Below are 20709 nucleotides of genomic sequence, written 5' to 3' on the forward strand. Positions count from 1 at the left end.
ACCTCACCTAAATGTGACTAAACCCGCCCATCTATGTCAACTAAACCCCTCACCCCCAGCCCCTCTCCCACGCGGGGGAGAGGGGAGCCAGAGGCAAGAGAGTTCGGTTCCCCTTCTCCCATGAAACAAAAGCTCCCGCATCCTCTGTCATCCCCCTTCGCAGCTATGTATTACTAACATTAGCGAGAGTGATCGCTCTTGCCCCGCACCACAGACGTGCCATGGCACGTCTCTACATCTCCCCTACCCTACAATGCGTAAAATTCGCCTGCTCATCGTTGACGACTCGGTAATTATTCGTCAAAAACTCAGTGAAATCCTCTCTCAAGACCCTTTTTTAGACGTAGTTGGAATTGCCGCCAATGGTCAAATTGCCCTCTCTAAAATACCTCACCTGCACCCTGACTTAATTATCCTAGATTTAGAGATGCCAGAAATGGATGGCTTGCAAACATTAACTGCCATTCGCCAAAGTTATCCAAACTTGCCCGTGATTATGTTTAGTGCTTTCACCGAACGCGGTGCAGCAGCTACGTTAGAAGCCCTTTCTCTCGGCGCTCAGGATTATGTTACTAAACCAACAAAATTGGGAACAGGTGAGGCAGTTTCCGATTATTTAAAACGCGAATTAATTCCTAAAATTAAAGTCTTTTGTGCCGATATCTTAGGCGTATCTGACAATACACCGATCGCGCGATCGCGCCTCCCCAGCCAAACCGCCAGCCTGAAACTCGCCAAAGCCCAAGTTGTCGCGATCGGTGTGTCTACGGGGGGACCGAACGCCCTAGCCACGCTTTTATCCCGGTTTCCCGCCGATTTTCCCCTACCCATTGTCATCGTGCAACATATCCCTCCCCTATTTAGCAAACGTTTAGCCGAACGTTTAACCCATCAATGTCACATTTCCGTCGCCGAGGGCTATGAGGGGGCTGAACTGCGTCCGAGTCATGCGTGGATTACGCCGGGAGATTTCCACGGAATTGTCGTGCGCCGGGGGAAAACGGTACACCTGAGTTTACACCAAGCCCCACCCGAACATTCCTGTCGTCCGGCGGTGGATGTGTTATTTCGATCCGTTGCTAAGACATTTCCAGGGAGTGCGATCGCGGTGGTGTTGACGGGTATGGGACAAGATGGTTTGCAAGGGTGTCACCATATCCGCGACGCCGGGGGACATATTCTGGTTCAGGATGAAGCCAGTAGTGTGGTGTGGGGAATGCCCAAATCTATCGCCCAAGCGGGTTTAGCTAATAATATTTTACCCCTAGACCAAATCGCCGATGAAATTATCCAACTGGTTCGTTGAAATTCCTGAAGAGACTCCCATAAATGAACATAGCATCACGAAACCTGTAGGGGCGACCCGCTTCTCACATTTAACAACACCCGTCCACTCAATTGACTCGGGTCGCCCTCTTCTCCTCAGTCAGGGCGGGTTTAGTCACATCTGTTGTGAGGTCAAAAACGTTAATAGTCAAACCCGCCCCTACATAACAATTAAATCTTAAAACAATGCCAATACATCATCAAGATTTTAACTATTTACGCCAATTAGTACGCCATCATTCCGCCATGGTTCTGGATGCAGATAAAGCCTATTTAGCCGAGTTGCGCTTAACCCCTCTGGCGACGCAAATGGGATTTAGTTCTTTGGGGGAAATGATTGCCAATCTGCAAACGCAACCCTTTAATCAACGCCATGTCCAGGTGGTTGAGGGAATGCTGTTGACGGAGACATCCTTTTTCCGCGATCGCTATCCCTTTGACGCCCTTGCCAAGGTCATTCTGCCCGAACTTTTAACCAAACGGCAAACGCAACGAACCTTAAATATTTGGTGTGCGGCTTGTTCGAGTGGTCAAGAACCCTATAGCATTGCCATGCTACTGCATGAAGAGTTTCCCGAACTAATGAACTGGAAACTCCGATTAATTGCCACCGATCTCTCCAATGAGATCCTCAACCGTGCCAAAGCCGGACTCTATAGTCAACTTGAAGTGACACGGGGACTTCCCCTTTCCTTGTTAAATAAATACTTTCAACATAAAGGAAACCAGTGGCAAATTTGTGATAAAATACGCCACCGAATTGAATTTCAGCAACTTAATTTAGTAACCCATTCATTTACCCAATTCCATAAACTGGATATTATTTTTTTGCGTAATGTTTTGATTTACTTTGATTTAGCCACCAAAAAAGCCGTATTAGAAAAAATCCGGACAATTCTCGCGCCGGACGGTTATTTATTTTTAGGCGGTGGGGAAACTACCTTAAATTTAGATGACTCCTTTGAACGGGTGCAAGTAGATAAAGCGGTGTGTTATCGTCAGCGCTTATAGGGATTTTCGTTAGCCTAGTAGGGACACGAAATGTCGCGTCTCTACAGATATCGCCTGTACTAAACTCTAAACCTAAAATTGCTATGGTTCGTCTTCCTGCTCAAACTGACCCACCCCTTTCCCCTCGGCAAACCCTACCGACGATGTATGATTTACCGAGTGAACACCTGGAGGAACCCGGATTGCCTGACGAATTTCATAGTTTACAGCCGCACCTATTGCGACAAACGTTTCAGCCAGTTAACTGGAATCCAGAGGAAATTTTTGTGGGTGTTGACATTAATCTCTATTATGATTTACATCATCCCAACTGGTATAAACGACCGGATTGGTTTGCGGTGGTTGGTGTGTCTCGACTCTATGAAGGTCATGACCTGCGTTTAAGTTATGTGTTGTGGCAAGAATTGGTTAGTCCGTTTGTGGTGGTGGAATTATTATCTCCAGGGACAGAAGATGATGATTTGGGTCGAACCATTCGTCAAGCGGGGAAACCTCCGACTAAGTGGCAGGTATACGAACAGATTCTGCGAGTTCCCTATTATTTTATTTTTAGTCGCTATACCAATGAACTGCAAGCATTTCGCTGGGTGGCTGGTGCTTATGAATCGGCAGAACTAACCGATGGACGTTTGCTGATTCCTCCGTTGGGATTAAGTTTAGGATTATGGCAGGGATGTTATCAAGGAATTGAACGGTTGTGGTTGCGCTGGTTTACGAGTCAAGGAGACTTAATTCCCCTTCCTGAAGAAGACGCGATCGCGGCGAACCAACGGGCTACCCTCGCCGAAGAACGAGCCGAACGATTGGCGGCGCGGTTGCGGGAGTTAGGAGTTAATCCAGATGAACTCGATTAACACCAATCGAACCAGTAGGAACACAACCTGTTCGTTCGTAGTAGGCGCTTTAGCGCCTTATCAGCGCCGTTTCAGGAGAATATTAATCCAGATGAACTAGATTAACATCCTCCTGCCGCTTTTACCTAATCAATCCTGACCCGGAAGCGGACAAAGCCAATATTATCTGGGCTAATTGTTGATACATTTCCCACATTCACTAATACCGATCCATCAGGATTATTGGGGTTGGGACAGAAGGTATTAACCGGGTCTAACTCTCCGAAAAATGTGCCTAAGTCTGCATCTAAGGCATTGGTCAGAGGGTTATCAATTCCCGCTTGATTCAACAAAATCCCTTGACCCGGTGAAACACTATCTGAGATAAAAGTCGTGCCTTCGGGAATCGCGTCACAAACCTGAATACCGTTAACGGTTGTCCCACCATCGGAGAGGAAATAGATGGTGTATTCCACATTATCACCGCTTTGCAGGGTATTTTCCGGTCCCAACTGGATAATGCCTACAGGCGGACGTTGCGCCCAACCTGCTGCATCGTCATCGGGATTAGCTGGATCATCGTTAAAGCTGTTGAAGTCAATACCACTGATGGATACACCGTCGCGGGTGATATTGGTAATTCGCTTGACTAATCGCAGACGTGGATTGCCAGGACTACCAACCGTCACAATCGTCGGCTCATCATCCCCAGTACCGGGAAGGTTACCCAAATCTTCTCCATCATCATTGATTTGCGGCAACGATGGCGTGCCATCATCTCCTAACCCCGAAAGGGCATCGGTGAGAGAGAAGTCTACTGAACCGCCGCTTGATTGGGCTGTAGCTTGGTTTTGAATTTGTGTACCCGCCCCAGCCGTGACACGGACACTGTACATGATCATGACTTGACCACCACCAGTTCCTAATTGTCCTCGATTGTTGGGATTACTTAGGTTTTGATCCGTGGTGCCGTTGAAACTGGGATTAGCTTCTACGGTTGTCGTATTTCCGGCTGTTCCACTGCCATCTACACGTCGGAAGTTATAACTATCGGGGACAAAACTTACTTTGTCGGCTTCGATTTGGTCAGTGATTAAGACGTTAGTGATGGGAGCATTGGCTTCAGGGTTAGTGTAAATAACTGTGTATTCCAAAGTATCACCAGTAGTAACCGAACCGTTACCATCAGCATCATCAACCAGACGCACTGATTTACTTCCAGTGGGAGTTACAGGACTGACAAAATTCAAGATTGTCGGGTCGGTAGCACTATTATTCGGTTGGTTTACATTACCCCCTGTATCGACAGGATCAGGGTTTCCTGGCTCATTCCCAGACCCAGGTCGTCGGGGATTGGTAGTATCACTGGCATCTGTGCGGATGGGATTCCCGCCACTTCCCTCGAAGTTGACCAGCCCTTGGTTGGTAATTGGGTTAGCCGCCCCCGGTAAAATTCGGGCATTGAAGGTGAGAACGACTTCACCCGTTGGTGGTAATGTTCCGGGATTCGTGAACCGAATTGGATTTCCTGTACCGTTAAAACTACTAATCGGTAGGCTGGAAGCAAGGGAGAATCCTGCATTAACATTAATCGGGTTAGAACTGTCACGTAAGACTCGTACCTGAACCGGAAGAATTTCACTCAGAATGACTTCATTGATCGTTTGAGTCGGGTTGGCATTGCGCGTGATAATTGTGTACTGAATATCATCACCAATGGTAAGACTACCACTGTTATCGTTATCTCTCAAGAAACGCACCGATTTATTAGCGACTGGGCGCGTTGGCGTCATTGGGTCTTCGACTGTCAACACTGTCGGGTCATCGAAACCTGGATCGGAAGGATCACCACTATTATTAGTTTGTGGCAAATCTCCAGGTTTTTGAATGGCATCGGTAGGAACAGGGGTATTGCCTGTATTATCTGTGAAGGCAATGGCTTGGTTGCGAATCGGTATTCCCGGACCAGCGATGATTTCTGTCCGATATGTGAACACAACTTGACCACTACTTCCCAGATTGCCAGGTTGATTGAGGTTCGTGTTGGTTGTGCCATTATAGTTCAGGTTAGCGGTCACCGTTGTCCCAGATCCAGACGATTCAAAGTTGTAACTGCCAGGAACAAATCTCAAGGCATCGCTAGCTATTTCGTCCCTTGCCTGGAAGTTGGTAATTTCTGTATTCGGATCTGTGTTGGTATAGGTAATTGTATATTCCAGAATATCCCCAGTGCTAACCGAACCACTACCATCAGCATCTTCAAATAGACGTACCGATTTTGTCCCTGCTGGATTGACGGGTGTGACAAAGTTCAGAATCGTTGGCGTTTCCGGACCCTCCACCGGTTGGTTTACATCACCCCCTTGGTCAACAGGACGCGGGTCTCCAGGGTTGTTTCCAGACCCTTCTTGAGCGGGATTGGTGGAATCGCTAGCATCTGAACGGATTGGATTGCCCCCATCCCCTGCAAAATTGGCTAAAGCTTGGTTAGTAATCGGACTTGACGCTCCGGGTAGAATCCTAGCGTTATAGGTTATCGTGACCTCGCTGTTAGGAGGAAGTGTTCCACCATTGGTAAACTGAATCGTCGTTCCTGTACCTTCAAAATTATCACTGGGTAACGTTGGAGACAAGGCAAACCCTGAGTTAGGAGGGGAATCAACGTTAATAGTATCCCGAAAAACCTGGATTTGAATGGGGACAATATCACTAACTATGACGTTATTAATCGTCCCTGTATTGTTAGGATTGCGGACGATAACCTTGTATTCAACATCATCACCAATTGTTAGTGTGTTTGTGCCATCGTTATCCCTGATAAATTTAATGGATTTGAAAATTTGGGGCTGGATACCAATAGGAACTGTAGCGGTTGCACTATTATTGCCAGCACCAGTTCTATTAATGTCATCTGGATCAGTGACATCATCCGGTCGCAAAACTGTGCCTGTATTCGCTATTTGGTTCGGAGGGTTAGAGGAGAGAGTGCCTGTGATGGTAAACGTTGCTGTACCACCATTCAGTAAATCTACCGTGGTATCAATGTCCCCATTGCCACTGGCAGGGCAACTTGATCCCTCTGAAGCCGTACAGGTCCAAGTGACTTCAGTAATAGCAGGACTGATGGTATCAATAACTCTTGCCCCAGTAACGTTACTTGGACCATTATTTGTGACCACAACCGTAAAAGTAAGGGATCTACCGGGAATCCCCACAGTCGGACTCGCTGTTTTCGTAATTGATAAATCGGCTTCTTTTATTTCAAAAGCATTTTGTAAGAGGGTTGGTTCTGAGGGGTAGAAGACCCAAGTGTCTATTCCTCTTAAGTTGCCAAAATTATTATCGAATCTATGACCGCCGCCAGTACTGGAAGTTCCATCGATGGCGCGGCGTGGGTTTGGTGGTGTGCCATAACAATTTGATCCAGTTTCCCCAGCCGCACATAAGCTAAAGTCAGCGGGATTACCTGTGTTTTGGTCATCATAGTAGATTGTATCCGGAGGTGGAGCTACTGAGGATGGTGGACTAGGTTCTTTAATTCGCTGGATTTGTATACCTCCCGGAGCCTGCTCTGGATCAAATAAGGGGAAGTGAGCTTCACCTCCAAATAAGGTAATTTGACTTTGATAGGGGAGAGTGCTGGCAGGTAGAGGAATTCCCGCGCCATCGTTTCCATCCCAATCAATTGTGTTTGTACCTATAACGGCACTGCCAAGAAGTATTCGGTCGTTGGCGTTGCCATATACGCCATCTTGATTCGCATCAATGATAATGCGATAGCTTCCAGTCGCAGAACTCTGAAAGGAAAATGTGCCTCCTAGGGGTGAGGTACCTGCTTGATTATCTGTACCCTCATCCCCTGTGAATTTTAAATTTGTGGGTGGAGGGGGAGCTACTGCGAATGGACGATTTAAGGCTGATAGAGCTGCACTATCAGGTTGATTGATAAAAATTTGGTTGGTGAAGTCTGTTGAACTGTCCGGAGCATTATTTGGATTTTGCACGGAAAAGCCAGGAGGTAAATTACCAACAAATGCAGGAGGTTCTTGAAATTGCAGAGATCTAAAAATTGGCTCACCATTGCCATCTCTAAATCCTTTATTATTAGAGAAAAATATAAAGCGAAATGGATCAAACCCATTAGCTATTTGACCAGGATTTGTCTGAATTTGATAGATAAAACCATCATTTGTCAAGACAAACAGTCTGGAATTAAATGAGGCATTATTGCCTCCCATATTCAAGGGCAACTGGTTTAAAAATACTCGACCATTAATGTCTTCATCGCTAGCATTACGGACGGTAATATCCCAGGCGGCGATCCAAGAAACATTGTTCGCTTGAGTCCAATCGTCTGCTGCACCGATTACAGGCGGAACTCCAATATTACTTGGATTAGCGCTAATAAATTTGATCTCCCAAATACCCTCTGTAGCAGCCGTGACATTCACTTGGCAAGGCGTGTAACCGGTATCATCGGGATTGTCTGGACCACCTGTTTCTTCGTCACGGTTGGCAATCTGACCCCCAGTGGAACCATCACAAGTAATAGTAGTAGAACCATTGGTTGCTTCAATCCTCCCTCCCATACCTACAGCACTTGAGCCAAGATTTATGGTTTCTCCGGCTTGGGCATAAACTTCAATAATGGGTTGATGTAGGATTCCACCTATATTTTCAACGCTCCACAATAAGTATGGGCGATTACCGCCAAAAGATGTTAGATCATTGCTCCCTTCTGCCCGAACAGGTTGAGTCCAGTAACCACAGGCACACAGGATAAGCGCGAGGCTGGAAACAAACCATCCTTGACGCTGACGTTGAGTGTTGATTGCCAAAAATTGTCCGAAGTTCACAACTTGCTTCCTCTAAAATTGAAATGGGTCATGGAGAAATGTAAGATAAGGTACTAACGTTTACCTCACTTTGATTCAATTTGTAAGTCGGTTTCTTGGTCTTCAAAAATAATCTCCAAGCCTCTCAAATCCTGGAAAATAATTTCCACTCGCCGATCGCGTGCGTAATCCACCACCCCGCTACCGGTTGTCCGGCGCTGACTTTCGCCGAAGGATCGAATCGTCATTCGTCCCGGATCGATTCCTTGACGCAATAGATAATTCCGCACCGATAACGCCCGACGTCTGGCTAAGGCTTGGTTGTAGGCGACACTGGCGCGGGGATCTGTGTGTCCTTGGAGTTCAATGGTGAGGAAGGGATACTCTTTGAGAACCGCCGCGACTTGATCCAATACCGCCGCACTTTCTGGCGAGATATCAGACCGATCTAGGGCAAAATGGACATTCCGAGGCACCCGCAGCGTCAACGGTTGTTGAACGGGTGGAGTGGGTTCTGGGGGGGGTGGAGGTGACGTTTGGGTGAGACATTGGGGAATCACGGGTGGTAGTGGTTCTGGGTTCGGCGGAATTGTACCATCTGACGACTTCACTACCGCATTCAGGGCGGGTTCTGATGTCCCGTCTTGGGGATGAGTCGCGATCGCACTTATCGTCTCCCCAGGCTGTAACCCCGTCAGCGTAACCCTAAATTCACCCTCTGCATCGGTTGTCGCACTAGCAATCGGTTCACTCAAGGGACCATAGACACTCTCAGCGGCTTCCCTGACTCGATAGAGTTCCACTGTTGAACCCGGTTCAGCTTGACCCAATACTTCTAACTGATCACCCAATTGAACAAATTCCTCGGAGACAAACTGAGGGGCATTTATCCCATTGTTCCCTGTCGTCTGGCGTTGATACTTGGTAGTCCGGGGGGGATTATGACCATCCCCGATTTGGAAATGAATCGGTTCCACATGTTGTTGGGCATTCAGGTCAATACTCAACCCTTCCAACCCCGCAAACCGATTGGTTTCAATCACATTGCGATCGCTATCTGGATACGCCGTCACCACCACACCGGGTCCCGGCTGATAAGCGATTTGATTCTCCCTAACTTGGTGATTATTTCCCATCAAATACACCGCCGCCCGTCGCAGGCGTCTACCATTAAAAATAATCTGGTTTTCGCGAATTTGTACCGCCCCTTCCGGTTTAAATAAATACACGCCACTGCCATCATTGCCACAAATTAAATTTCCGGTAATTTCTGAATCATTAATCACCCCTTCCAAGCGAATCGCATCCGGCATTCCATCAATGCCATTCCCGATAATAATATTTTCGCTCACCTGTAAATTATTCGCTTGCACGGATGTAATAATCGCACTGCCATCATGGTCAGTAATTCGATTGCGGTAAACTCTTGTGCCTAAACTATTAAACACATACACTCCAAACCCTGACCTGTTTTCTGGCATTTCCCCATTCGGTGGAATTCCCAACCAATTAAACTCAAGGTTCACATCTTGAGGCGCAACATTCTCCGGATAAAAAGGAAACCGATAATTGGGGGTTTCTTGCTGACTAATATCCGGGGGCGGTGAGGCATGGGAAATAAAAATATCCGCTGGAGGAGTGGCTAAAGTTGTCTCGTTTACGGCTTTAAAGCCATAAATACTCAAGCCTCGCACGGTGACACCATCGGCGACAATGGTTAATCCCCGCAAAATTGACTGACCGGGTGTCGGAGTAATGGTGACAATCGGTTGAGGAATGGCAATTTCCGCCGTGGGTGAGGTTGTCGGATCATATCCCGGTTGGGTTGTCCCATCCACCACGAGTCCTGGACTTGCCAACGGGGGCAATAATTCAGTCAAATAAATCGTGGTGTCTTGCGGGGGTAAATTAAACTCAATTTGGGGCGATTGTCCAGGACTGGAACTAACTAACGTTCTTTCGGTATCACTTAATTGATTAACTGTCAATTGACCATTTGTTAGTTCAATCGCTTCCCGCAAGGTGAGAAATTCATCGGGCGTGATACTATCCTGAGTGCTATTAACAACCACTCGTAAATTCGGGGATTGGGCTGTCACTAACGTTGGCGATGTTAAGACACTGGCTAACGTCAAAGTTTGTAGTAAGCGCTTTAGCGTTTGTAGTAAGCGCTTTAGCGCTTCTGGCTGGGGTGGGTTTGTAGTAAGCGCTTTAGCGCTTCTGGCACTAAAGTGCCGACTACGAACACGAACACAGTTTTGATTGAACACCATTTCTCACTCCTCACTCGTGGGATTTGCCGCTGGTTCATTATTCGCCACGGGCTGTACTTGAGATTCCTCTTGCTGGGGTGGCGGGGCGACTTTTTGCCGTCCAAATCCGCCAAAGAGTTCATTCACCTTAAAGGTGACATTCAGATAGGGACCTCCTTCGGAACGATACCCGGTAAAGTCTCGGTCATCGACACTACCAAAGCTATAGCCAACCCCAACTCGTAAATCAGGGGTGACATAGTACCCCGTTTCTAGCGCCCAACCCCATTCATCAAAATCGACGGAGGGTTGACCAATCCAGCGCCCTTCTACCGCTAAATCCATCCGGTATCCCAAGCGATAGGTGATGCGTGACTGTCCCAAATAAATGGTGCTACTATTGCTGAAATTGTCAGCTAAATCTGTGGTACTGCGACGTAGGGCAAATTTCCCATAAAATTCCCACCGCCAATTGGGTGCATAAATCCCTTCACCAGACAAGACATGATCATTGGAACCTGTACCACTCCCAAAGAGTAAGGTATCGGGAATTGTAGACGGATTTTTGCGATATTCGTATCGCATTAAGGCATTAAAACGGTCATCAAAAGGATTGCGGTAGGCTAATCCCAACTTGACCGACAATGTATCGTCTAAGTCTTCTAAAAGTTGACTGGCTGCACTCGCTTGTTGGTAACGGAACAAAGCGGTTAAGGAAGGAGAAACCTTCCCCAACGCCGCCGCTGAAATTACCGTGTTGTCGCCAGCCGAACTATCCCGATGTTCCAACCGCGCCGAGGCTTTAAAGTCAGGATTGGCAGTATATTCAACCCCGACGCTAAAGGAATCCCGTTCCGTGAGTCCCAACGACGCCGCACTTTGACCGACAGCATAAGGTTGAGAAAAGCGATCGCCTGCGGCTGTAGACTCAAAGATATCATCGGCAATGCGTTCATAACCCAAGTTAACCCGCAATCCCGGCGCTAGCAATATACCATGTTTAAGTCCCAATGCCGCTTGTCCAGTCATCCCATTCATCCCACCAATAACCGAATATCGGGAGGAAATAGATGTATTTTCACCTAACTGATATTGGGTAATCGTTTCCAGACTGGTAATCGAATTATCGTCTAAGAGTCCGCCATCGAAAAACTGATGCGCCAGTCGCAGCGTTACTCCCGGTTCCACCGCCCAATCTAAACCCAGGGTAGTCCGGTTAGGATAAAGGGGGTCACTATCATCCAGGTTCAATTCGTTTTGCGCCCGGAAGGTGAAAACCTCGTTCAGGGGAACATTCAGGCGAGACACCAATTGGCTGGCGTTGGTATCAAAGGTATCGCCGCGATTGTCTTCCCGTGAACGGTTGACATATTCTAACGTCAGGTCAGATGTGCCAATTTGTTGTTGCACCCCCGCCCGAAATGTGGTCAGGCTATTATCCACTCGACTATCGGGTTCGGGATTAAAGTTATTATCGGGATTGAAGAGGTCAAAAAACTCCTCAAACTCATCTATGTCGAGGTCTCGTGCGATACCAAAGTTATCCTCGCGATCATAACTGGCTTGCACCCGGGTACTCTCACTTAGTTGCGCCGCCAGACTAGCCCCGTAGCGAGTTTGACCGGGGGTAAAACTGGTGGTGGCGTTATTGGCAAACCCTTCTTCAACAGAACGGTAATACGCCCGCCCTTGAATCCTATCCGAAAATGCATTTACGGCTTCCAACCGATAGGCATTCCCCGTCACCAATCCCATGGGAGACTCATTTGTAGAATGACCATATTCGCCCACAACCCGTCCTTGCGTTCCCAAGGAAACTAAGAAGTCCGCGCCATAGAGTTCAAAGTTTTGTAACCCTTGGTTTTCCCGCAGATAGGTGGTTCCTATCCAACGTTCTTGTTGAAAATCTTGGGAGAAGTTATATTGCAACCGTCCCCCATAGATATTGGTGTCGTCATCCGCTTCAAACTGATACGTCACCACAATTCGCCGCACTAAGGTATTACCAAAGGGGTCAAATTCCGTGGCTCGCATCGGACGCCGAAACAGGAGTGAGCCTCGGTCATAATCAATTTCGTAATCGGGACCGCGATAGAGGGCTTTGCGTTCAATCACGGTACCGGGGCGATTCAGTTCTTCGGTTTCAATGTAAACGTTTTCACTTCCCGGAATCAGCAAGCGACGGGAGAGGAAGTAGTAGCCACTGGTGCCATCGGGAAGAATGGTATCCCGTTGAAAGCCTTCGACATCGGGGCTAAATAGGGCAGTAACTTGCAGATTCCCCAGGTTATAATTCCCTTTAAATCCGTGTAATGCCCTAGCCGTAGCCGTAAATTCCTGGGAAGCACGGGTAAATTCGGTGGTATTGTAATCCCCCCACATTGCATAGTCAGGTTCTGCCCCAATCACGGGAGAGGAACGCTCGAAGCGCAGATATACGCTGTCTTTGGAGGGGGTGAGATAGTCTACTGTAGAACTATCCCCATACACGGGATATTGGTTCTCACAGAATTGGGGTCCCCGAAATAGGCGGGTAATCCCATCACAGGTTTCGTTTAAAGCGCGATCGCTATTATAGGCTCCCGTGAATAACCATTCCCCAATTCGACCGGTGGCAAATATAGCACTATCTAAGTCAGCTTCTAGACCATCATCAATACTATCGGGATTGAGAAACTCGCGGCGACTTTCCCAAAAGTTGGTGCCCGCTTCCCCAATCCGCAAGTTAATCACCCCAGAGACTAAGGAAGGGCGCAGATGGGTGACAAATTCAATTTGGGTATAGGCTTGGATGGGTTCGGAAAAGGTGGAAACAGCGCCTAGCGTACTCTCTTCTAGAGTAATTTGTTCGATGTCGGGGACACCGAGTCGTTCAATCGCCGCCCGAATCCGGACTTTTTGGGCGTCTAACCCGGATTGCAGTCGGGCGCTAAATTGTCCATTTTTCGCCAGAACTTGAAAGCCGAGTTGATCATCGTCATAGTCAGCGCCAACAAATTCTCCAGCGGCTGCGGTGAGGGTGACAACTGCATCTTCTTCAATCAGTTCCCCGCTTTCTCGGGTGATACTCCCTTCAATCGTAATCGTCGATCGACCATCAGCGGGAACACGAGGATCGCCGACTGGGGTGAGGGTAATTTGGACATCTGTTTGGTCAGCTATAGGGTCAACGGTAAGCTCTAGACTAACGGGTGTGCCGTTATCTGGGGCAACGGTAATGGTATTGTCGCCTTTTTTGAGGGAGACGCCGTACCATATTTGGGTAACAATGGCTTGAGTCTGATCCCGTTCAATTGTTGTCCGGGTTTGAGCCGAGAGAGGCTGCTGATTAATCGTCACCTGAACCTGACTCTCGGCGTGATACTGAATCATCAAGTCCGTTGTGCGATCGCCAATTGTACCGGGTTCCGGAGTGAGAATGCGAATATCACCGGGAGCCAATTGCAACCCATTATTAATTGTTTGTTGCGCCGTGCGGCTGAATTCATCTTGGAATGCTTCAAGTTCCGACTCGGCGGTTTCTGCTTCCCCAGTTTCCTGGGACAGGTTATCAGTTAAATCCGCCCCTACAGATTGATCAAACTGGGCGGGTTGACTCAAGTTATCGGTTTCCTGGGACAGGTTATCAGTTAAATCCGCCCCTACAGATTGGTTCTGCTGTACCTCATTTCCCTCATCTCGAATCACCTTGGGTAAAGGCGCTAAAGGTGACTCCATCCGGGCTGGTTCAATATCGCCCAAGTTTTCACTGCTGTGAGATTGGGCAATGCTTTCGGATAGGGTATTGGCGAAGTTGTCAGATTCAGAAGGCAGCAGATTGGAAGTAGAAGGCTCTATCGTTTGTTTTTCAATTAACTGAGATTCCTCCTCAACCCCATCACTTAGAGTGGCAATCTCGTGCTGCGGATCAGGCAAGTTCGAGGTGCTGAGAGCCTCAGTATCAATCCCTTCTGCCTCCTTTTCTCTGGCTTCTGCCTTACCCAGTTGCCAGCCCTCAGTGTCTGCTTCCGGTAATAATTCATCGGCTTTCGCCATCGGAATGATGCCAATCATCCCGACTAGAATCACCAGCAATCCTACAGAAATCGAAGACAACCATCTTTTACCTGTAACACTGTAATCATCGATACTTTTGAGTAACGAAAAATAAAGCGTGAATCTCAGTAGTTTGGCTTGACTCGAATCGTCCCAACTATTCTGATCCTGAGTGTTCTTCATCACTGCTCCTCCCCATAAGCCGGTGTCACCGCAAAGTTCATCCGCGCCATCCCTCCAGGTGAAAGTCGCACCAAGCGAGATTGACTATTCCCTTCGATGAAATAGAGATTGGGAGCGAGGCTGTATCCGGGCAAACTGCTCAAATCCAGCGTCCCACTGCGATTTCCGGCGATAACGTTGGCTAATGAAAACAAACCATCGGTATCCGTGGTAATCCGGTTCCCATCATCCATGTAAATCACCGCATTCGGGACTCCCGGTTCTCCCGGTTGCTGTTCGCCATCAAAGTTCTTATCCACGAACACTCGCCCCACGATGGTGCCGCAATCGGATAAAATTCCCGGTCGAATCCGCATCAAAAAGCTGGCGATATTACTGCGCCCTTCTCCCTCATCTCCCTCAGGTCCTCCTCGTTCCTGGGCGACATTTCGACCATCGCCCCGAACCGCATCGGGTGTGATCACCGCCGCATAGATAATATTCAGGGTTTGATTGGGTTCTAAACGAGGAAAGGTAAACGCGACATTGCGCCCATCCCGCTCGGCTGAGGGTAATGTTACGGGTTCTGTGTTGGTGCCTGTGGTAATCGAACCTTGCAGTGACTCCGGCAAAAATCGCACACCCAAGGGCGATCGATCCCTCAGTACAATATCATCAGCGGCGGCTTCACCGCTGTTTCTCAGGGCGAGGCGATACACCACCGTATCTCCCGGTTCTGCGGCAGCGCGATCGGCTGTTTTAATCAGCTCTAGAGCCGCCTGACCTGCGACTAGGGAGGTTTCGTTAGAGTTAACAATACCTGAACCTGGCAAATTCTCACCGGACGCTGAAGCTTGATTTTTAATTTCTTGGGCAGTAGCCGATGAAGTTCCAGTGAAAAATAATGCAGCAATAAGCGTAGTTAGCAGCCGATCATAGACCCCTAACGTTGCCGTTAAAGATTTCATCAGAAGGTAGCACCCCAAAAGAGAATTGAATTGTTCAACAGTAAGGAAACCCGTTTGTCCATCAATTGACTGACAAACGTTTTTATTGACCGTGAGTTTGATTGACTGTTTTTGGGATTTTTACAAGAAATAAGAACTTAAGACACTGTATATTAGCGTAAAATGTGCTTATCCCTTTTCATGTCGCTCCCCTTTAATTGGTTGAATTTGTGAGTTTCAGTATATTCACTGATGTGCATGAATGAACTCTAGCGTTAATATCAATAGTCAGTTGGAGCAATTAAGTTATCGATTTTGACTCAACCTCTAAACGCTAAAAAGCATCTAGCAGGTTAACCCTGCTCCAATGGATTGATAGCTAAGACCCGTTAATTTAGGCTCTCGCAGTTCATTATAGTAGCCTATGACCAATGACCTGACAAGAGGTCGTGTAGATGCCCTGATAATCACGATTATAAACCATTACTCTACTGATAGAGTAAAGCCATGAATGAGTTATAACCCATGTCACAACCCTGCCAGAGCTTGAAGTCTGGCAATTTTTTGTGGTCGGGGTAAACTGCCCGAATAAGCTATCCTAACCTATGACATCTGACCTGACAAGTCATTTTGTTGAAAAATTTACTTCATAAAGTTTTGATAGACTTTTGAGCGGTCACTGAATAAGGAACAAGGAACAGGGTCAAGTCAAGTTGTGAGCGAATATAGCACTTTCTAACCCTGTGTAATAACAGTAGCCATGAGAAATTGCTGTCATTCTTTATCTTTGGGTGTATAGCCGTAAAATCGAAATATGTTAAATTTTGTGAATGTTCCTCAAACCCTTACAAATGACGTAGCTTGCTTCTCAAGGGAGTGAGTTCTCCGCCGTTAACTTTAATTGTCCCCACCTAATTACCATAAAACGTTTAATTTTTGTAGGGACGTACCATGACACGTCTGGGTTGACCATTAACGGTGATTCCTGGTTCAACGCTTTCGGTTTATCCAGACTTAGTAGCAACAACACGTTGGGCGCTGACCTCATTAGGACAAGGACGCCCTGACTCGACATCGCTAATGTTAGATAAGGTTGTCTGAGCAATATTTTGCAAAGCATCTTCAGTAAAAAAGGCTTGATGACCTGTAATCAAAACGTTAGGAAATGTTAGTAGTCGTTGAAAAACATCATCTTCAATCACTTCTGTAGACAAATCTTCAAAGAACAAATTAGATTCTTGTTCGTAAACATCTAAACCTAGATAGCCAATTTTTCGAGACTTGAGCGCATCAATAACGGCTTGCGTATCAATAAGTGCGCCGCGACTGGTGTTAATCAGCATCACACCTGATTTCATTTGCGCCAATGATTGGGCATTGATCAGGTGACGGGTTTGAGGTGTTAAGGGACAATGGAGAGAGATAATATCGGAAGTCGCGAAGAGTTCTTGGAGATCAACATACTTGACGCCCAAGGCTTCACAATCAGGATTCGGATACAAATCATACGCCAGTAATTGACAACCAAATCCATGCAGAATCTGGGCAACCAGGAAACCAATTTTACCCGTACCGACAATCCCTACCGTTCGCCCATGTAAATCAAATCCCATGAATCCATCCAGGGAAAAATTTCCTTCTCGCACCCGGTTATAAGCGCGATGAATTTTACGGTTAAGGGTTAAAATGAGTCCTACGGTATGTTCAGCGACAGCATAAGGTGAATAGGCTGGAACTCGCACCACAGTTATGCCAAACTCAGCCGCTGCATTTAAATCAATATGGTTGAACCCCGCCGAACGTGTAGCAATCAGCTTCGTCCCCTGTGCAGCCAGCACTTGCAAGGTTGTTTTATCCAGTTGATCATTGATAAACACGCACACCGCCGAAAACCCGACAGCTAAGGCTGTGGTTTCTTGAGTCAGGCGGGGTTCAAAAAAAACTAGGTCATGATTATAATTCGCGTTGGTAGTTTCTAGAAAATTGCGGTCGTAGGATTTGGTATTGAAAACAGCGACTTTCATGGTTGTTTATTATTTGATATAAAGTAAAAACAAACAGCAAATAACTGACTGCAAGTCTATATTGTATTATATGATATCTATATTATGATTAAAAAATATTACACAGACAGATCCCCGACTTCTCCAAGAAGTCGGGGATCTTGCTTAGAGTAAATTATTGGTGACAGGGGTGTGGGGAGAGCTTACAGGTGTAGGTTATTTTATTACCGTTGTGAGCTATTTAGGTTGATAAACTTGACGCAGTTCCTCAATTGTGTTGACGGCTGGTAGCGCTGCTAGGATTGCTCGTAACTGTTCCACATCCTGAATTTCCGAGATTTCGGCTAAAATATCTAACGGTTCGCTGCCAAACTTCAAGCTTAAACATATTTCTATACCTTCTAATAGTCCTTGCCGTATTCCCTCAGTCTTATGCCACAACGGACGCAGTTCCTCTAGAGTATTTAGGGTTTTTAGTCCTGTAAGAATTGCCCTTAAGTTTTCCACATTCTGAATTAGCAAAATTTCCGGGAATAGGTTTAACCCTTCCCTACCAAATTTCAAGCCTAAGCCCAATTCAATTCCTGCCAACAATCCTTCTCTGATTCCCTCTTGACGACCTTCTTGACGACCTTCTTGACGACCTTTTTGAATTCCAATCCTTTCAACACTGGTAATATAAGGCATTCTCCTTTCCTCCTCGTACTGACCTAATTCTGTCCAGAATTCATTTTCCAACTCTTGAGGTAAGCTCATTACCCAGTCTATAAAATGGAATAAGTTGATTATATCTTCTCGCTCATAGCCCCGTTCGTACAATCCCCGAATTAGAGCCAGTTTTAATGATTTACGCCTAATTCTATTATTCCTGGTTTCTTGGGCTTGTAAATGAGGTTTACTTACAGCAGTTTTCAAGTTATAGCAGTCGTCAGGGTCATTAGGACATCAATATCAATGCCATGCATTGTGTTGAGCCATGCCTAGTTAATGGTGGGGTTAGGGCGGGTTTTGTTGTTCAGTTAATGGGAACAAAGTGAATGAAGTCCCTAAACCCGCCCCTACATAAGACGAATGACATAAGACGAATGACGAATGACAATCCTCGCCATTAACTTTAATTTTTACAACCTATTTACTTCCCTATTCCCTAAAGCAACGAATTAATTCTGCAACAGACCAAGCTTGGGCGATCGCGCCTTGGGGGAGATGGGGTTCGTCTCCATCGAAAATCTCGGAAATAGACCCAATACAGGCTTGATGCTGAAGGTGATCTAGCAAAGGTTTCCAGTCAAAGGGAAGCGGTTCTGTGGGATAGAAACGTTTCCACGCCCGACAAAAGGGTCCAATCAGCCAACTCCATACCGTTCCTTGGTGATAAGCACTATCCCGATGCCAGCGATCGCCGCTATAGTAACCAATGTACTCAGAGTCAGCCGGATCAAGGCTTCGCAAACCGTAGGGAGTTAACAAGCGATCGCGTGCTACTTGCAAAGCCTGTCGCGCTTGATTCTCTGCAAAACCACAATGATACAGAGACAGCGCCACTACCGCATTGGGGCGAATTTGAGAATTGCGGTGATCATCGGGTTCTATGGTGTCATAAAAGTATTTTTTATCGGGATTCCAAAACCGCTGCAACGACGTTTTTACCTGTTGTGCTTGCTGGATATAATGTTGAGTATGGTGCAACAAACGCACCCGATCCTTAACCGCCCCCGTTGCCATTTTTTCAGTCCATTTACCAATCCAACACAACGCTGAATACCAAAGTGCATTAATTTCAATCACTTTTCCCAGACGAGGTGTAATCGGTTGACCATCCAGCACCACATCCATCCAGGTAATCGCCACATCCGGCGCGTCCCAGGTTAGCAATCCATCTACAGCATCAACTTGAATATTGTAACGAGTACCTGCGGTATAAGCTTTGTAGATTTTTCGCACCGTTGGATATTGCTCAATCAAAAAATCCCAATCTTGGGTGATTTCCAAATACAGTCCCAGGGTTTCCAGCCACCACAAAGACGCATCAATACTGTTATAAATCGGATCAGTCTCAGCATCGGGAAAGGTATTGGGAATTAAACCATCGCGACAATAATTGCCAAAGGTTTTGAGTAGTCCCCTAGCTAAAGTAAAACGTCCTGTCGCTAATGCCAATCCGGGCAAAGCAATTAGTGTATCCCGCCCCCAATCATTGAACCAAGGATAACCCGCCATCACCGTTGGGCTATTAATGGAAGCACACCAAGCAATAAATTGATCGCCAGCTTTGAGTAACTGACGCCAAATCGTCTCCCACTCTTGCTGCGATTGAATCGGAGATGGATATCTAATTTCATCTTCCCCAGCTCCCCCAGCTCCCCCAGCTTCCCCAGCTCCCCCAGCTCCCCCAGCTTCCCCAGCTCCCCCTGCTGCTATAGCCACTAACTGATTTTGCCTGTCTTGTTCCCCTTGCACCGCCGCCTCAAACACTTGAGCATTTAACTCGAGCGCTGCTGTATCTTGAGGACATCCCACTCGTGCTTCTAACGTAACTGTTGCACCGGGTTCCAGAGAAATAGTAAGATAGCCAGGACTATAGAGATCTTCGCGATCGCCTAACCCGCGCTGGTTTTCTTCAGGATAGTAGTAATTCCAATACCACAATTCATCCGGTTGATACTCTCCTACACTCCAACCCAACTGCCAAGGCGTACCCACTTGATCCGGGCGCATGGCTTGCAGGTAAAGGCATTGATGTCCAATTAATTGAGAGAATTGTAAATTTTCTTCGTCGAATTGCTGGTGATGAAAGTTGCGATCGGCAATCAAAGGACGTAACCTTAAGGTTGCCACCTCACTACCTTGATAGCGATACTGAATCAGAATCCGGTGGCAAAACTGGCGCGTTTCCCGAAACCCTTCCTCATCCTCAACTAACCCGTAAGGCATAACCAGTTGACGTGTCAATTGCCACTGCTGGTATCCCCAAACCCAGTGAGGAACAGGATCAGTGTCAAAAGAACGCAAAAATTGATAGCCTACCGGATCAATCGTCTTACCCCCATTCCAGAAATTTGTCGAAAGCGTCCAAATCTTGCCCCCGATCTCTAGACTGGTATCCAAATGAGAGAATAATAACGTCCGTTGTCGGGGCGGATCGAGTGCAGCAATCAACCAGCCGTGATAGGTGCGAGTACGAGCATCACATACCGTACCACTAGCAAAACTGCCTAATCCATTCGTGAGCAGCCATTCCCGCCGATCTAAATAATGCACCACAACGTTTTTCTCCCAACAGAACACCTAACCAGTTGTCGCAG

At 46.9% G+C, this 20709-nt stretch carries 10 protein-coding genes; 3 read left to right on the top strand and 7 right to left on the bottom strand.

Annotated features, from left to right (window positions below; translation table 11 throughout):
• Positions 1-253: 253 nt before the first annotated feature.
• From RH949_RS10745 to RH949_RS10755, 3 genes are all read left to right on the top strand, one after another.
• A complete protein-coding gene (locus RH949_RS10745) occupies positions 254-1306 on the top strand; it encodes a protein-glutamate methylesterase/protein-glutamine glutaminase (RefSeq protein ID WP_446353004.1) in 1053 nt (350 codons plus the stop codon).
• A gap of 206 nt (positions 1307-1512) precedes the next feature.
• Positions 1513-2337: a CheR family methyltransferase gene (locus RH949_RS10750; protein WP_006104125.1), complete on the top strand. Its 825-nt coding sequence runs from the start codon at positions 1513-1515 to the stop codon at positions 2335-2337.
• An 83-nt stretch (positions 2338-2420) separates the two neighbouring features.
• Positions 2421-3191 (top strand): Uma2 family endonuclease, encoded by a 771-nt coding sequence (locus tag RH949_RS10755; protein WP_446353006.1) that lies wholly within the window; start codon positions 2421-2423, stop codon positions 3189-3191.
• Between the two features lie 125 nt (positions 3192-3316).
• Here the strand turns inward: RH949_RS10755 and RH949_RS10760 are convergent, their stop codons facing one another.
• The 7 genes from RH949_RS10760 to RH949_RS10790 all read right to left on the bottom strand — a co-directional run bounded on the left by RH949_RS10760 (position 3317) and on the right by RH949_RS10790 (position 20665).
• Entirely contained in the window at positions 3317-8026 is a 4710-nt protein-coding gene (locus RH949_RS10760) for an isopeptide-forming domain-containing fimbrial protein (protein ID WP_446353008.1), read from the bottom strand.
• A gap of 65 nt (positions 8027-8091) precedes the next feature.
• Positions 8092-10278, bottom strand: a complete 2187-nt coding sequence (locus RH949_RS10765; protein WP_446353010.1) for an OmpA family protein — start codon at positions 10276-10278, stop codon at positions 8092-8094.
• 3 nt (positions 10279-10281) lie between these two features.
• Complete coding sequence (locus RH949_RS10770) at positions 10282-14475, bottom strand: hypothetical protein (protein ID WP_446353012.1); 4194 nt, start codon at positions 14473-14475, stop codon at positions 10282-10284.
• Positions 14475-15422 (bottom strand): hypothetical protein, encoded by a 948-nt coding sequence (locus RH949_RS10775; protein ID WP_446353014.1) that lies wholly within the window; start codon positions 15420-15422, stop codon positions 14475-14477. The genes RH949_RS10770 and RH949_RS10775 overlap by 1 nt, the downstream gene beginning before the upstream one ends.
• Before the next feature lie 983 nt (positions 15423-16405).
• Complete coding sequence (locus RH949_RS10780) at positions 16406-17425, bottom strand: 2-hydroxyacid dehydrogenase (protein ID WP_446353016.1); 1020 nt, start codon at positions 17423-17425, stop codon at positions 16406-16408.
• Between the two features lie 216 nt (positions 17426-17641).
• On the bottom strand, positions 17642-18319 hold the full coding sequence (locus RH949_RS10785; RefSeq protein ID WP_446353018.1) for a hypothetical protein: 678 nt from the start codon (positions 18317-18319) through the stop codon (positions 17642-17644).
• Positions 18320-18544: 225 nt separating this feature from the next.
• Complete coding sequence (locus tag RH949_RS10790) at positions 18545-20665, bottom strand: amylo-alpha-1,6-glucosidase (RefSeq protein WP_446353027.1); 2121 nt, start codon at positions 20663-20665, stop codon at positions 18545-18547.
• Positions 20666-20709: the final 44 nt, after the last annotated feature.

The organism is Coleofasciculus sp. A1-SPW-01, from assembly GCF_040217205.1.
GTDB classification, from domain to species: domain Bacteria; phylum Cyanobacteriota; class Cyanobacteriia; order Cyanobacteriales; family Coleofasciculaceae; genus Coleofasciculus; species Coleofasciculus chthonoplastes_A.